Here is a 14,268-nt window from a genome sequence, read left to right as displayed (position 1 = left end):
GGTGATTTTCCCCTGCAAAAATAATCACCATATTTTTACGTAATTATGTTGCATTTTACAGCAACATGGCAGATATTCGCCGCCACGGCGCACAGGGTGCTTGCTTTTTTTCCGTCCGGCCTTATGAAGCTATCTTAGCGTTCGCAGGTGCGGTTGTGGGGTCTTTCGCCAGGCGTTTCCCCATGCGGTCAGGGCAGCAATCTGGTCAGGCGCATTTCGTTGTCACTACAGTTCCCCCGGAAGGCCCATGTCCAATATCATCGAAGCCACGGTCACTGAAGTTCACCACTGGACCGACTCCCTGTTCACCATCAAGCTAACCCGTGATCCGGGTTTCCGCTTTGAGAATGGTCAATTTGCCATGATCGGCCTGCGGGTTGATGGCAAGCCGCTGATGCGCGCCTATTCGGTGGTCAGCGCCAACTATGAAGAACACCTCGAATTCCTGTCGATCAAGGTGCCGAACGGTCCGCTGACCTCGCGCCTGCAGCACGTTCAGGTCGGTGACACCGTGCTGGTCAACCGTAAGGTGACCGGGACGCTGGTGACCGCCAACCTGCTGCCCGGCAAGAACCTGTACCTGATTTCCACCGGCACCGGTCTGGCTCCGTTCCTCAGCATCATCAAGGACCCGGAAGTCTATGAACTGTTTGACCGGGTGATCCTGACCCACACCTGCCGCACCACCAACGAACTGGTGTACCGCGAGCTGATCGAACGCGATCTGCCGCAGAACGAGTTCTTTGGTGATGTGATTGCCAAGAAGCTGACCTACTACTGCTCGGTCACCCGCGAGCAGCATGAACGTCAGGGCCGCATCACCAGCCTGATCTACACCGGCAAGCTGTTCGAGGATCTGGGCGAAAAGCCGTTCGACCCGGCGGTGGACCGCGTGATGATCTGCGGCAACCCGTCGATGCTGGTCGAGCTGTCGAACTATCTGGAAAGCATCGGCTTTGACGAAGGCGCAGGCAACAAGCCGGGCCACTTCGTGATCGAAAAAGCCTTTGCCGAGGCCAAATAAGGCTTCCCTTTGCCGGGAAAAAGACGATAACGCCGGATGGGACCGCCCTGTCCGGCGTTGTTTTTTGGCCAAATCCCACCCAGACCAGCGTGTGTTACATCTGACGCCACAGTACACGACAGTCAGCGCAGGAGGATGGGCTACCGCCCATACCAGTTCGGAGGTGATGCCCCCGAACCCCCATTTTTTCTTTGAATATCAAATCAATGAGGTATGGGGCCGACTGGCCCCAGCGAGGTTTGGAGCAGCCCTCCATGATACTGTTTTCTATGTTGTTGCAAAAACCGGTTCCCACTTTTCGCACAATGCAGGTTTTTCCATGCCGCATTGTCGTTGCGAAAACCGGTTCCCACTTTTCGCACAATGCAGGTTTTTCCATGCCGCATTGTTGTTGCGAAAACCGGTTCCCACTTTTCGCACAATGCAGGTTTTTCCATGCCGCATTGTTGTTGCGAAAACCGGTTCCCACTTTTCGCACAATGCTCCAGACGGCTATAGCCCCCGCTCCGGCAGGCCGGGGCGAGGGCTATAGTTGCGTGGTAGGGTAGGCTTCGGTGAAACCCGTCAGAGGGACCAGGATCTGACGGGGCGGTGGAACCGCTGCGATCAGCCGATAACGGCAATCGCCTCGATTTCCACCAGCACGTCACGCGGCAGGCGGGCGACCTGCACGGTGGAACGCGCCGGCTTATGGGTCCCGAACGCCGCTTCATACAGGGCGTTGATGGTCCCAAAATGGGCAAGGTCTTGCACAAAGACGGTGGTCTTGATCACCGACGACAGGCTGGCACCAGCCTCTTCCAGCACCGCCTTCAGGTTGGCAAGCACCTGATTGGTCTGCTCTTCGACACCGCCGTCAACGAGGGTGCCGTCTGCCTTCAGAGGGATCTGGCCAGAGGTAAACACCAGATTGCCCAAGGCCATCGCCTGCGAATAGGGACCGATGGCGGCGGGGGCTTTGTCAGTGCTGATGATCTTGAGGTCAGACATGAAATCAGGCCTTGTCTTTAGGGTTTGTCAGGAAAAGCAGCGATTACGCCGCCGAGCGGCGGGATGCCGGGGCAATCGTACCGCCAAAACGGGCTACCGTCAGGCCTTCCATGTCGATAGCGGGGGTTTTTCCACCGATCACGTCAGACAACACGCGGCCCGAGCCGCATGCCATGGTCCAGCCCAAGGTGCCATGGCCGGTATTCAGGAACAGGTTACCGAACTTGGTCGGCCCCATCACCGGCACGCTGTCCGGGGTCATCGGACGCAGGCCGCACCAGAATTCAGACTGTTCAATCGGGCCGCCATCGGGGAACAGGTCGCGCAGCACATGTTCGACGGTTTCCCGGCGGCGCTGACGCAGTTCCAGATCAAAGCCCGCCAGCTCCGCCATCCCGGCCACGCGGATGCGGTCGCCCAGACGGGTCAGCGCCACCTTGTGGGCTTCGTCCATCACCGTTGAAACCGGGGCGGCGTCGGGGTTGGTCACCGGCACAGTGATCGAATAGCCCTTGACCGGGAACACCGGCACATGGATGCCCAGCGGCTTGAGCAGGAACGGCGAATAGCTGCCCAGCGCCACCACATAGGCATCGCCCGTCACCAGACCGTCGGTGGTGCGCACGCCGGTGATGCGGTCGCCGTTGCTTTCGATGGCAGCAATCTTGACGCCCTGACGGAACACCACGCCAGCGGCAGCGGCATGCTTGGCCAGCGTCTGGGTGAACTTGAAGCAATCACCGGTTTCATCGCCCGGCAGGCGCAGGCCGCCGACGATCTTTTCCTTCACGCGGGCCAGCGCCGGTTCATAGCGCACGCAGCCGTCGCGGTCGAGCACTTCATAGGGCACGCCATAGCTGTCAAGCACGGCCATGTCCTTGGCCACGCCATCAACTGCTTTCTGGGTGCGGAACACTTCGAGGGTGCCGAGGGTGCGGTGATCGTATTCCAGACCGATGTCGGCGCGCAGTTGCTTCAGCACGTCGCGCGAATATTCGGCCACCCGGACCATGCGGCCCTTGTTGATTTCATAACGCTCGGCGTTGCAGTTGCGCAGCATCTGCCACATCCAGCTCCACATCGACGGATCGAAGCGGGCATGCAGCACCAGCGGCGCGTGGCGCTCGAACATCCACTTGAACGCTTTCATCGGGATGCCGGGCGCGGCCCACGGCGTGGCATAACCGGGAGAGATTTCGCCAGCGTTTGCGAAGCTGGTTTCCATCGCCGGAGCGTCCTGACGGTCGATGACTTCGACCTGATGGCCGTCCTGGGCCAGGAACCACGCGGTGGTGACTCCGATAACGCCGCTGCCAAGGATGACGACTTTCATGGCTGGGTGCCCTTTTTGGCTCAAAGAGAAGAAGAGACTGAGGCAACACGACCCGTACCGTTGATATAGGTACGGTGATAGCGATTGCCGAGGCTGGTCAGAATTTCATAGCTGATGGTACCGGCTTCGGTGGCCAGATCGTCCACCGTGCGGTGGGTACCGATCAGGTCGATCAGCGCACCGGGATACAGCAGGTCTTCGGGGACCGCCGTCACATCAACGGTGATCATGTCCATCGACACCCGACCGACGATCGGCAGCGGCGTATCGGCCCAATAGGCCCGCGCCGTGCCGCCGAGGCAGCGGAAGAATCCGTCGGCATAGCCAACCCCCGCCGTCGCAATCCGGCTGGGGGCAGAGGTGATATGACCCCGACCATAGCCGACCGACGCCCCGGCAGGCACGGCGCGCATTTGCATGATCTTGGCCCGCAGGCGCACCACCGGCCTCATCGGGTTGGGCTTGCCCGGGGTCGGGTTGCCGCCATACAGGGCCACCCCCGGACGCAGCAGGTCGAAATGCCATTCCTTGCCGAGGAACACCCCCGACGAGTTGGCAAAGCTGGCCGGAACCTGCGGGAAGCGGGCGCGAATGGTGCTAAAAGCCTGCAACTGCTCGCGGTTCATCGGCGACTCTGGTTCATCGGCGCAGGCCAGATGACTCATGATCAGACGCAGGTCAAAGGCTGCGAGCAGCTCGGGGACGGCGTCCAACTCGGCCAGCTCGGCGGCATCCATCCCGGCGCGGGCCATGCCGCTGTCCACCTGCACCCCGGCAGGCAGGCGACGCGACCAGCGACCACACAGGGCCACCCACGCCCGCAACTGCGGCAGGCTGTTCAGGATCGGAATCAGGCCATTGGCGGCACAGGCTTCCTCGGCCCCCGGAGGCGCACCGTGCAGCACAAACAGGTTGGCTGCCGCAGGCAGATGGCGGCGCAAGGCGATGCCTTCGTCCACATGGGCAACAAAGAAGTTCCGGCACCCCGCCGCCGCCAAGGCCTGCGCCACCGGCACCGCGCCGAGACCATAGGCGTTGGCCTTCAGCACCGCAGCGCAATCGGCCCCATCGGCGGCCATCCCCTTCAGGGTCAGCCAGTTATCGACCACCGCGCCCAGATCAATGGTCAGCAGAGCACCGGCATGATCGGCAGCACCGACCGCGATATCAGCCTGTTGGCCCGGAGTGGTGAGAGAAAAGGCGGAGGACATGGGGAGCACCTGTCACAAAAAGAGAGGCACCGGCCCACCGGCACCATGCCCCTCCCAAAGCAACATGCGTGCCAACTGACTCCAGCACAGGAAACAGGCGGCTCTTCGCACCTGCACAGACTATATGCAACGCACAGGGTGTATACTTTTATGTACACTATAAAAATCAACATACTGATATAAAAAGATTTATAACGGAATTTGCAAAATACAGACTGTAACTAAAAAAATACAGTGTATATAAAAATTTACATCACCCACCCAACCCGTATTTCCGCAACTTATTGGCAATCATGGTGTGCGAGGTCCGCAACCGCTGCGCCAGCTTGCGGCTGGAGGGAAAGCGCGGATAAAGCTGTTCGAGCAGCCCCCGTTCAAAGGCATCCCGCGCCTGTTCCCAGTCCTCGGGCCAATCGCCACCCGCCGCATCTGGGGCAAGACTCACCGTTCCGGCCATTTCCCACGGCTCCGCCACCTGCCCCGGCAGGCTGAGATCAAGGTCTTCGCGCCCCAGCACCGAGCGGTCGCACATGGTCACGGCCCGGAACAGCACATTCTGCAATTGGCGCACATTGCCCGGCCAGGGATGCGCCAGCAAAGCCTGCCGCGCCGCCGGAGACAGCGACGGTGCCGGGCGACCGACCTGTACCGCCGCATCATGGACAAAGTGACGGGCCAGCAGGATGATGTCATCCCCGCGCGCCCGCAGCGGCGGCATTTCCAGCCGCAGCACGTTCAGGCGATAATACAGGTCTTCACGGAACGTTCGTTCGGCAACCATCGCCGACAGGTCGCGATGGGTCGCCGCCACGATCCGTACATCCACGGTGATTTCCTTCTCGCCGCCCACCCGGCGAAAGCTGTGGTCATTCAGAAAGCGCAACAGCTTGGCTTGCAGATAGGGACTCATCTCCCCCACCTCGTCCAGCAACACCGTGCCGCCATTGGCAAGCTCCAGCAATCCCGGCTTGCCGCCCTTCTGCGCCCCGGAAAAGGCCCCCGGCGCGTAACCGAACAACTCGCTTTCGGCCAGACTTTCCGGCACAGCGGCACAGTTCAGGGCCAGAAAGGGCGCCCCCTTGCGATGGCTGCCAGCGTGGCAGGCATGGGCCACCAGTTCCTTGCCGGTCCCGGTCTCCCCCAGAATCAGCACCGGAGCATCCAGCAGGGCAAAGCGTGCGCCTTGCTGCCGCAGGGCCTGCACCGCTGGCGAGGTCCCCAGAAACGACTCAAAGTCCGCCGAGCGGAACGGTTGCAGGATTTGCAGCTCCTCTCCCAGCCGGTTCGGCGGGCGCAGGGTCAGGATACCGCCAGTCCCGCTTTCTTCAGTCGGGCGACAGTCGAGCAGATAGGGCTCGCCGCCAACGGTGACTTCCCGTGGCGACAGACGAAAGGCACTGGCGATCAGCTCGGCCTGCAAGGCTCCAGCCCCTTCCGCGCCATCGACCATGCTCTGTAACGGTAGACCGGACAACTGTTCAGGACGCAGGCCGGTGGCCGTGGCCGCCGCCGCGTTCCCAACCACCACCAGCCCGGCGGCATCGACCAGCAGCACCGGGTCCGGCATCGCCGCCAGCAAGGCATCCAGATGCAACCGCCGCCGCGCCCCCGGCAACAGGTCCACCGGCTTGACATCCACCACACTGACCACCAGCAGCAAGGCATCACGCAACGCCCCAAAGGCCGACGTCCCCAGCCCCGGCGCATCGACGAACACATGCGGCGGATCAACCTCTACCGCCACCACATTCAGGCCATAGCCCGCCACCACCCCCAGAATTTCCTGGGCGATGCCGATCCGGTCCTGAAACAGCACATCAATACGCATCAAAGCCTCGCCAGACTGTGGGCCGCAGCCGACCAGCATAGCCGGTTGCGAGGGAGAGCGAAAAGGGTATGCCTCTTGATCTTTGCGCAACGCAGCCCCACACCAGAAGTATAGGGGTGTTGCCTGCCGCCGCTTGACGGAATTTTGAATGGTATTACAGTGAGTTCTACACCCTGACCGATAAACACACAAACCAGAGGGGAAGCGCCATGAGCCATGACACCACCACCGGCTGGCCCAAGGATTTTGTTTGGGGGGTTTCGACATCCAGCTATCAGATCGAAGGCGCTGCACAGGAAGATGGCCGCGCCCCCAGCATCTGGGATACCCGCTGCCGTCTGGGCAAGATCGCCAATGGCGACAGCGGCGATGTGGCCTGTGACCACTATCACCGCTATCGCGAAGACGTTGCCCTGATGAAAGAGTTGGGCATCGACGCCTATCGCTTCTCCGTCGCCTGGCCGCGCGTTCTGCCAAAAGGCAAAGGGGCGGTCAACTTCAAAGGACTGGAGTTTTACGATCGTTTGATCGACGAATTGCTCGCCAACGATATCGAACCGTGGCTGTGCCTTTACCACTGGGATCTGCCGCAGGCCCTGCATGATATCGGCGGCTGGGCGGTGCGCGACAGCGTCGGCTGGTTCGAAGACTATGCCACCCTGCTCGCCCGTCGCTATGGCGACCGGGTGAAAAAGTGGATCACCTTCAACGAATTTTCGGTGTTCACCCTGTTCGGCTATGCCATCGACTGGAGCGCCCCCGGCATCACCGACCGCGACACCCACCTGAAGGCCATTCACCACGTCAACCTGGCCCACGGCGCTGCTGTCGATGTGATCCGCGCCCATGTTCCCGGTGCGGTCATCGGGGCAGTCCATAACCGGCAGGCGGTCTGGCCCGAGCACGGCAAGGAAGAAAACAAGCACGCCGCCGCCCTGCTGGACGAGCACTGGAACCGTGCCTTCCCTGATCCGCAACTGTTGGGCTATTACCCGCCGATGCTGGGGCAGGCGATCGAGCCCTATGTGCAGGCTGGCGACATGGCCCGCATCTGCCGTCCGCTCGATTTCTTTGGCCTGAACCACTATGGCCCGATCTTTGCCAAGGTCGATGACAATCCGAACAGCACCTGGGGCTTTGCCTGGGGCGAAGCCCCCGCCGATGCCGACAAGTCGGAACTGGGCTGGGCGATCTTCCCCGATGCCTTCCGCGATGAACTGATCGACCTCACCCACCGCTACAAGCTGCCGATTTACGTCACCGAAAACGGCTGTGGCGGCGGCGACACGGTTGATGAAAACGGACAGGTGATCGACAACCACCGTGTTACCTACCTCAAGCGCTATACAGCCTCGATGCACGAAGCGATTGAAAAGGGTGCCGATGTCCGTGGTTACTTCGTCTGGTCGCTGCTCGACAACTTTGAATGGGGCTCGGGCTATGGTCCGCGCTTTGGTCTGGTTCATGTCGATTACGAAACCCAGAAGCGGACCAAAAAAGCCTCGTTTGACTGGTACGCCAACCTGATCAAGAGCACGCACGGGGCGTAACCCGCCCTGCTCTGCCAAGCCAGTTTCACCGCCCCGGACCCATCGGTTCGGGGCGGTTTTTCATGCGCCTGCGGCCTGCATACAGGGTCCCTGACCCGGACGCCCTTTTGCTGTAAACCTCTTGCGGCGGTTCAGGATCAGACGAGCAGTACCGTTGTGTCTTTCATGGAATCACGATGTCGTGGTTTAGTCGCATAATTTATCTTCTGAATAATGAAAAGGGGGCGAGCCATCGTCAGGATGACGCTTTCTCTTGACAGACCCTTCTGTAAGAATATTTTGATAAAAATCATACACCCTGTCTTCCCGATCCTGCGGAACACCGAACGCCATGGCCCACACGGACATTCTGGTCATCGGCGGCGGGCTGGCTGCCTTATGCGCTGCCATCACCGCACGCCGGGCCGGGGCTACTGTCCGTCTTGCCGAGGCCGCTCCACGGCCCCTGCGCGGCGGCAATACCCGCCATTCCCGTAACCTGCGCATCCGGCACGATGCCCCCGGCCCACTGTTTCCCCTCACCTATCCAGCAGCAGATTTTCTGGCCGATCTGCACACCGCCAACGCCGGAACAGGCAATCCGCAGCTATGCCACGTTCTGGTTGACCGCTCCGCCGAGTTGCCGGAGTGGCTGGCGGCGCAAGGGGTCGTCTTTCAGACCCGCGACATTCCGCCCTCGCGCAAGACCGCTTTCCTGCTGGGTGGCGGCATGGCGGCCCTGAATGCGCTGTATGCAACAGCAGAGGCGCTGGGGGTCGAGATCCTGTATGATCACCCAATCCCGTCGCTGCTCCTGCACACCCTGCCCGCCTCGGCAGTGATTGTCTGCTGTGGCGGCCATCAGGCCGACTTGCGCCATGGCTTGATCAACCGGGGAACCCCCTTTGCCAACGGAACCATGCTGCGCTCACTGCTGGCACAAGGCGTTGCCGCCGTCGGGCAGGATGGGGCCGCCCATCTGGTGGCCGTCGATGCCCGGTCCCCCAACCATGACGGCGGCATCGTCACCCGCGTTGATGGCATGAATCATGGGATGGTGGTTGACCGGGCAGGCAACCGGTTTCAGGACGAAGGCTCGGTCGTTGGACAGAACCGCTATGCCGTCTGGGGCCGCCTGATTGCCGCTTTACCAGACCGGCAGGCCACCCTGATTGTCGATGCGGACGGCCATACCACCATGCCGTTGTCGGTGTTTCCGCCACTGTCGGCCCCGTCGCTGCCCGCACTGGCGGCGCTGCTGCGCCTGAACGGCGACGCTCTGGCCCGCTCGGCCAAAGACTGCGGGCGGGTACGCCAGCCGCCCTTTTTCGCCTATCCCCTTCGTCCCGGCATCACCTTCACCTGTCTGGGGGTGCAGGTCGATCACACCACCCGGCTGATACTGCAGGACGGCAGCCGGTGCGATACCCTTTTTGCCGCAGGCATGATCATGGCCCCCAATGTGCTGGGAACCGGTTATCTGGCCGGAGGCGGCATGACCATCGGCGCCGTCTTTGGCCGCATCGCGGGCGAGGAGGCCGCACGCCATGTCCTTGCCTGACCCTGCCCGTGACGATTTGGCCGAAGCCCGCCGCATCCTGACCCTGTGTATGGTGTGCAACTATTGCAACGGCGTGTGCGACATGTTCCGAATGACACACCAGCTTAAAAAAGAGACTGTTGCCGGTACGCCCAGCGACCACGCCCAGCCGCTCGGCGATGGGCAACTGATCTGGCTGGCGCACCTGTGCCATGACTGCCGAACCTGCGGGTCGGTCTGCCAGTATGCCCCGCCGCATCCCTTTGCCGTCACCGTTCCCCGGACACTGGCCCGCCTGCGGCAGCAGTCATGGCGTGATCGCCCGTGGATTGCCTGGTCGGTGGTGGTGCTGGTACCGCTGCTAACCCTGTTGCTGGTCCCTTGGAACATCCTGTTTGCCCGCCACCTTGCCCCCGGCGCCTTTTACGCTGTCCTGCCGTGGTCGGCGCTGTGTGCGGTGGCGGGCGTGCCGCTGTTGTGGTCAGTCCTCAGCCTGTGGCGTGATTTGCGCCGTTTCTGGCGCGCAAGCGGCGGCGGAACACCATCATTGACGGCCCTTCTCACCGCCGGAAAAACCCTGATCACCCTGCGCCCCTTGCGCGGCACCGGCCTCGCCTGCGCCAACGGCACCGCCCGCCGCCGGTCCCATCACCTGCTGGTCTCGGGTTTTTTGCTGTGCTTTGCCGCCACCGTCATCGCCACCCTCTACCATCACCTCCTTGGCTGGCAGGCTCCCTATCCGCTGGACAGCCTGCCGGTGGTGCTGGGCAGTACCGGAGGCGTGGCCATGATCGCCGGCAGCAGCGGCATGCTGTGGTATCGCCCCTTGCCTGATCCCGCTGTCGATCCTCCTGCTGCGGGCCTCACCCTGCCGGTGCTGCTGTTTGCCATCGCCGCCACCGGTCTTGCCCTGTTGCTGTGGCGGGAAACGGCGGCGATGGGAATTTTGCTGGCGGTCCACATGGGCTGCGTGGCAGGATTCTTTGCCACTCTCGGGCAGGGGAAATTTGCCCATGCCCCCTATCGCGCAGCCGCTGTGCTGCGGGCCGCACTGGAAAGGCACAATGGTCCGTAACATCCTGATTCTCGGGGGCATTACCGAAGCTTATGCTCTGGCCAGTGCTCTGGTGGACTGCCCCGGTGTGCGGGTGATTTCCTCGCTGGCCGGACGGACCGGCACCCCGCGCCTGCCTGCTGGCGAAGTCCGCATCGGCGGCTTTGGCGGGCCGGAGGGTCTGGCCGGGTACCTAGCGGCGCAGAAGATTGCCGCCGTGGTCGATTGTACCCACCCCTTTGCCTCGCGGATGGGCTGGAACGCGGCGGCGGGCTGTGCCGTAGCGGGAGTCCCGCTGCTGCGGCTGGAACGCCCGGCATGGCGGCGTCAGGACGGAGACCTGTGGGATGAGGTCGATGACTGGCAGCAGGCGGTCGCCGTGGTCGCCAATCATTCCCGGCGGGTTTTGCTGGCCGTCGGGCGGCAGGAACTGGCCCCCTTCGCCACACTGGAGCGACCATGGTTTCTGATCCGGTCAGTCGAGCCCCCCGACCCAATGCCACCCTTTCCACAGGCTGAAATCCTGCTGGCGCGGGGACCGTTCACGCTGGCAGACGAACATGCCCTGCTGACCGGCCAGCGGATTGATACCATTGTGTGCAAGAACAGCGGCGGCCCGACCGATGCCAAACTGACCGCCGCCCGTGCGCTGGGGATACGGGTGGTGATCCGCAATCGCCCGCGCCGCCCCGAGACCGCAACGGCGGCCACCGTCACCGAAGCCCTCTACTGGTTGGGATACCAGCGCGGGGTATAAGCCCACTGCCCACCAGCCCCGCGCGGGAAGTGGCGGGTGAGTGACGAGCCGATGATCACCACCGTTCGCATGTCCACCTGCTGTGGATGCAGCTCGCGCAGGGTGGTGATGGTCATCGCCTCGGCAGGACGGCCAACGTCGCGCCCCAGCACCACCACCGTTTCCGGGGCCCGGTATCGCCGCAGCAGTTCCAGCGCCTCGCCCAGTTGCCACGGTCGCGCCCGCGACAACGGATTGTACAGGGCCAGCACCAGATCGGCCTGTGCCGCGTGGATCAGGCGATCAAGGATCACCGACCACGGTTTCAGGTTGTCAGACAGCGACAGGGTACAGAAATCATGCCCCAATGGCGCACCGGCGCGCGCCGCCGCCGCCTGCGCTGCCGAAATACCCGGCAAGACAACCAGATCCACCCCATGCCACAGCGGATCATCGGAGGCATGCAAGGCTTCCATCACCGCCGTTGCCATCGCAAAGACGCCGGGGTCGCCCGATGACACCACCACCACCCGCTCGCCAGCGGCCGCCAGCTGCAAGGCATGGCGGGCACGGTCCATTTCCACCCGGTTGTCCGAGCCATGCACCACCTGATCCGGACGGAACGGGCCTGCCATCTGCAGATAGGGGTCATAGCCGATCAGATGCCCGGCACGATGCAGTTCGTCCTTGACGGCGGGGGCCATCAGGTCCGCCGCCCCCGGCCCCAGACCAATCACCGCCAGCCGCCCTTGCCGCAGCCCCGGCAGGGACAGGGCGGTCGGGTCAGATGCCTGAGCGATGGCAATCGGGCCATGGTGTCGGGCGTCCGGCAGGTCGGCGTCACCGAAACGAAGCGGGCAGCCCAACAGGGCCGCAGCCTGATGGGCGGCGGGCTGCCCGGCAGCGACCACCGGCACCAGCAAACAGGCCACCGCCTGCACCGCCAGCCGCTCCGCCGCCAGAGCCGCCTGCACCTGTTGCGGCAGGTCGTCGCTCACCTCACGGGCCGCCAGCACCAGCGAGCGGGGATGGAACACCAGTTCCCCCACCTCCGGCTGATGGTCTTCGGTGGTGACCCGCAAAATCAACCGCCCGTTCGGATCATTAACCAGACGACTGGCCGCCAGCCACGGAGCCTGCCCGATCACCCGCACCGTTTCCCCGGCCAGCACGTCAGACATGAAGGCTTTTCCGTCTGCCGGATTGCGCAGCACGTACCCGGATGGCGGATGTTCCAGCGTCAGGGCCAGGCGAACCTCGCCGGTGGTGGTGATCGCCGGAGCCTGCCCCAGCGCCGCCCCGATCCGCCTCGCCAGATCATTGACCCCGCGCAATCCGCCCAGCAGTGGCACCACCGCGCTGCCATCCTCGGCCACCGCCAGCACCGGCGGCTCGACCCGCTTGTTTTGCAGCAACGGTGCCAGCGAGCGAATAATGATGCCGCTGGCACACAGGGCAATGATCGGCACATCACGCTGATAGAGTTCCCGCAGGGTCTCCCCGAAGCCGTCATAGACCCTGTCGGCACCGGTTACCCGCCCCTTCAGACCGTAAATGACCGCCTCCGGCAAGGCTGCTTGCAGACGTCGCGCCGTTGGCAGGCTGCCCTGCCCGAGGATCAGGATCGCCGCCATCATGCTTCCCATCGCGGGCCAGGAACCAGAATCATGGCGAAATAGGGCACACTGTCGGCGACCACCTCGGTCAGCGGCAGGGTGCGCTGGGCGCTCATGGTGGCACGTTCGACATACAGCGCCCGCCCCATCAACCCCAGATCTTCGATCACCTTGCGGGCCTTGGCAAAATTGCGACCCAGTTTCATGATCACCGCCGCGCCGGTATCCGCCAGACGACGGGACAGTTCCTGTTCCGGCAGAACCCCCGACAACACGGTCAGGGTCTGGTTGCGGTAGACCAGCGGAGCCCCCAGTACCGCTGCTCCGGCCAGCATCGAGCAGACACCCGGCACCACCTCGGTCTCAAAACGGTCGGCCAGCCGGTCATGCAGGTACATGAACGAGCCGTAAAAGAACGGGTCACCCTCGCAGATTGCCGCCACATCGCGGCCAGCCTCCAGATGCACGGCAATCTCTTCAGCCATCTGGTCATAAAAGGTGCGCAGGGTGGTTTCATAGCAGAACGGTGGCGGCAATGTTTCCGTTGTCACCGGATAGACCAGTGGCAAGCGAATCTGCCAGTCCTGCAAATACCCTTCGACAATGCTGAAGGCATTGCCTTTTTTGCCTTTGGCAACCGGATAGGCAACAACCGCCGCCGACTGCAGGTAGCGCAATGCCTTGACGGTGATCAGGTCCGGATCGCCCGGCCCGACCCCCAAACCGAACAGTCGTCCCTTGACCGCCACCATTTACTCGTCCTCCGTCGCCAGAGCGTTGAGGGCGGCAGCGGCCATCGCGCTGCCGCCACGACGACCCCGGACCGCCACAAACGGCACGCCCCGGCTGTCATCGGCCAGTTCCTGCTTGGACTCCGCCGCCCCGACATAGCCGACCGGAAAGCCCAAAATCAGCGCCGGGCGCGGTGCTCCGGCATCCAGCATGGTCAGCAGATGGAACAGCGAAGTGGGGGCGTTGCCAATCGCAACCACCGCCCCCGCCAACTGCGGACGCCACAGCTCCAAAGCTGCCGCCGAACGGGTGGTATCCATCTGCCGCGCCAGATCGGGCACCGAGGGATCATTCAGGGTGCAGACAACGCGATTGGCCGCAGGCAGACGGGCACGGGTGACGCCTTCGGCGACCATCCGGCAGTCGCACAGGATCGCTGCTCCGGCGGCCAGCGCAGCCCGACCGGCTTCCCCTGCCCCCAATGAGAACATCAGGCCATCAATGATGTCCGGCATGCCGCAGGCATGGGCCACCCGGACCGCCAGCTTTTCCAGATCGGCAGGAATGCGGGTCAGGTTTGCTTCGGCCCTGATGATGGCAAAGGACTGGCGATAGATATCATCGCCACGGCGGAGATACTCGAGCATGTCGGAGCCTCTGGTTCAAACTGGAGCC

12 protein-coding genes are annotated in these 14,268 nt (G+C 63.0%); 5 read left to right on the top strand and 7 right to left on the bottom strand.

Annotation, left to right across the window (positions count from 1 at the left end):
- Positions 1-247 precede the first annotated feature (247 nt).
- Positions 248-1,024, top strand: a complete 777-nt coding sequence (locus tag BW995_RS15450) for a ferredoxin--NADP reductase (protein WP_076401281.1) — start codon at positions 248-250, stop codon at positions 1,022-1,024.
- A gap of 606 nt (positions 1,025-1,630) precedes the next feature.
- Here the strand turns inward: BW995_RS15450 and BW995_RS15445 are convergent.
- The 4 genes from BW995_RS15445 to BW995_RS15430 form a co-directional block, all read right to left on the bottom strand.
- Positions 1,631-2,014 (bottom strand): RidA family protein, encoded by a 384-nt coding sequence (locus tag BW995_RS15445; protein ID WP_076401280.1) that lies wholly within the window; start codon positions 2,012-2,014, stop codon positions 1,631-1,633.
- A gap of 43 nt (positions 2,015-2,057) precedes the next feature.
- Positions 2,058-3,347 carry a D-amino acid dehydrogenase gene (locus tag BW995_RS15440; protein WP_076401279.1) on the bottom strand — a complete coding sequence of 430 codons (1,290 nt, stop codon included), beginning with the start codon at positions 3,345-3,347 and terminating at the stop codon, positions 2,058-2,060.
- 20 nt (positions 3,348-3,367) lie between these two features.
- On the bottom strand, positions 3,368-4,558 hold the full coding sequence (gene alr / locus BW995_RS15435; protein WP_076401278.1) for an alanine racemase: 1,191 nt from the start codon (positions 4,556-4,558) through the stop codon (positions 3,368-3,370).
- Between the two features lie 253 nt (positions 4,559-4,811).
- Positions 4,812-6,386, bottom strand: a complete 1,575-nt coding sequence (locus BW995_RS15430) for a sigma 54-interacting transcriptional regulator (protein WP_076401343.1) — start codon at positions 6,384-6,386, stop codon at positions 4,812-4,814.
- A gap of 209 nt (positions 6,387-6,595) precedes the next feature.
- Between BW995_RS15430 and BW995_RS15425 the strand changes: the two genes are divergently transcribed.
- The 4 genes from BW995_RS15425 to BW995_RS15410 all read left to right on the top strand — a co-directional run bounded on the left by BW995_RS15425 (position 6,596) and on the right by BW995_RS15410 (position 11,266).
- On the top strand, positions 6,596-7,936 hold the full coding sequence (locus BW995_RS15425) for a GH1 family beta-glucosidase (protein ID WP_076401277.1): 1,341 nt from the start codon (positions 6,596-6,598) through the stop codon (positions 7,934-7,936).
- 331 nt (positions 7,937-8,267) lie between these two features.
- Positions 8,268-9,476, top strand: coding sequence for an FAD-dependent tricarballylate dehydrogenase TcuA (gene tcuA / locus BW995_RS15420; protein ID WP_076401276.1), 1,209 nt, complete (start codon positions 8,268-8,270; stop codon positions 9,474-9,476).
- Positions 9,463-10,530 (top strand): tricarballylate utilization 4Fe-4S protein TcuB, encoded by a 1,068-nt coding sequence (tcuB, locus tag BW995_RS15415; RefSeq protein ID WP_076401275.1) that lies wholly within the window; start codon positions 9,463-9,465, stop codon positions 10,528-10,530. Before tcuA ends, tcuB begins: the two co-directional genes overlap by 14 nt.
- The gene (locus BW995_RS15410) at positions 10,520-11,266 is read left to right on the top strand and encodes a cobalt-precorrin-6A reductase (RefSeq protein WP_076401274.1); all 747 of its coding nucleotides are present in this window, start codon (positions 10,520-10,522) and stop codon (positions 11,264-11,266) included. The genes tcuB and BW995_RS15410 overlap by 11 nt, the downstream gene beginning before the upstream one ends.
- Here BW995_RS15410 and cobJ read toward each other — a convergent pair.
- From cobJ to BW995_RS15395, 3 genes are read right to left on the bottom strand one after another with little or no spacing between them, the layout of a single operon-like run.
- Positions 11,236-12,882: a precorrin-3B C(17)-methyltransferase gene (gene cobJ, locus BW995_RS15405; protein ID WP_245821492.1), complete on the bottom strand. Its 1,647-nt coding sequence runs from the start codon at positions 12,880-12,882 to the stop codon at positions 11,236-11,238. The genes BW995_RS15410 and cobJ overlap by 31 nt on opposite strands.
- Positions 12,879-13,613, bottom strand: a complete 735-nt coding sequence (locus BW995_RS15400; protein ID WP_076401272.1) for a precorrin-2 C(20)-methyltransferase — start codon at positions 13,611-13,613, stop codon at positions 12,879-12,881. Before BW995_RS15400 ends, cobJ begins: the two co-directional genes overlap by 4 nt.
- Positions 13,614-14,240: a precorrin-8X methylmutase gene (locus BW995_RS15395; protein WP_076401271.1), complete on the bottom strand. Its 627-nt coding sequence runs from the start codon at positions 14,238-14,240 to the stop codon at positions 13,614-13,616.
- Between the last annotated feature and the right edge of the window lie 28 nt (positions 14,241-14,268).

It is taken from the genome of Insolitispirillum peregrinum, assembly GCF_900156605.1.
In the GTDB taxonomy this organism is placed as follows: domain Bacteria; phylum Pseudomonadota; class Alphaproteobacteria; order Rhodospirillales; family Rhodospirillaceae; genus Insolitispirillum; species Insolitispirillum peregrinum.
This window is presented reverse-complemented; position numbering and strand designations above follow the sequence as displayed.

What these genes read in the sequence shown, in the direction of transcription:
- BW995_RS15450 (WP_076401281.1), top strand. Translation starts at nt 248, where the DNA reads ATGTCCAATATCATCGAAGCCACGGTCACTGAAGTTCACCACTGGACC.
- BW995_RS15445 (WP_076401280.1), bottom strand. Translation starts at nt 2,014, where the DNA reads ATGTCTGACCTCAAGATCATCAGCACTGACAAAGCCCCCGCCGCCATC.
- BW995_RS15440 (WP_076401279.1), bottom strand. Translation starts at nt 3,347, where the DNA reads ATGAAAGTCGTCATCCTTGGCAGCGGCGTTATCGGAGTCACCACCGCG.
- alr (WP_076401278.1), bottom strand. Translation starts at nt 4,558, where the DNA reads ATGTCCTCCGCCTTTTCTCTCACCACTCCGGGCCAACAGGCTGATATC.
- BW995_RS15430 (WP_076401343.1), bottom strand. Translation starts at nt 6,386, where the DNA reads ATGCGTATTGATGTGCTGTTTCAGGACCGGATCGGCATCGCCCAGGAA.
- BW995_RS15425 (WP_076401277.1), top strand. Translation starts at nt 6,596, where the DNA reads ATGAGCCATGACACCACCACCGGCTGGCCCAAGGATTTTGTTTGGGGG.
- tcuA (WP_076401276.1), top strand. Translation starts at nt 8,268, where the DNA reads ATGGCCCACACGGACATTCTGGTCATCGGCGGCGGGCTGGCTGCCTTA.
- tcuB (WP_076401275.1), top strand. Translation starts at nt 9,463, where the DNA reads ATGTCCTTGCCTGACCCTGCCCGTGACGATTTGGCCGAAGCCCGCCGC.
- BW995_RS15410 (WP_076401274.1), top strand. Translation starts at nt 10,520, where the DNA reads ATGGTCCGTAACATCCTGATTCTCGGGGGCATTACCGAAGCTTATGCT.
- cobJ (WP_245821492.1), bottom strand. Translation starts at nt 12,882, where the DNA reads ATGATGGCGGCGATCCTGATCCTCGGGCAGGGCAGCCTGCCAACGGCG.
- BW995_RS15400 (WP_076401272.1), bottom strand. Translation starts at nt 13,613, where the DNA reads ATGGTGGCGGTCAAGGGACGACTGTTCGGTTTGGGGGTCGGGCCGGGC.
- BW995_RS15395 (WP_076401271.1), bottom strand. Translation starts at nt 14,240, where the DNA reads ATGCTCGAGTATCTCCGCCGTGGCGATGATATCTATCGCCAGTCCTTT.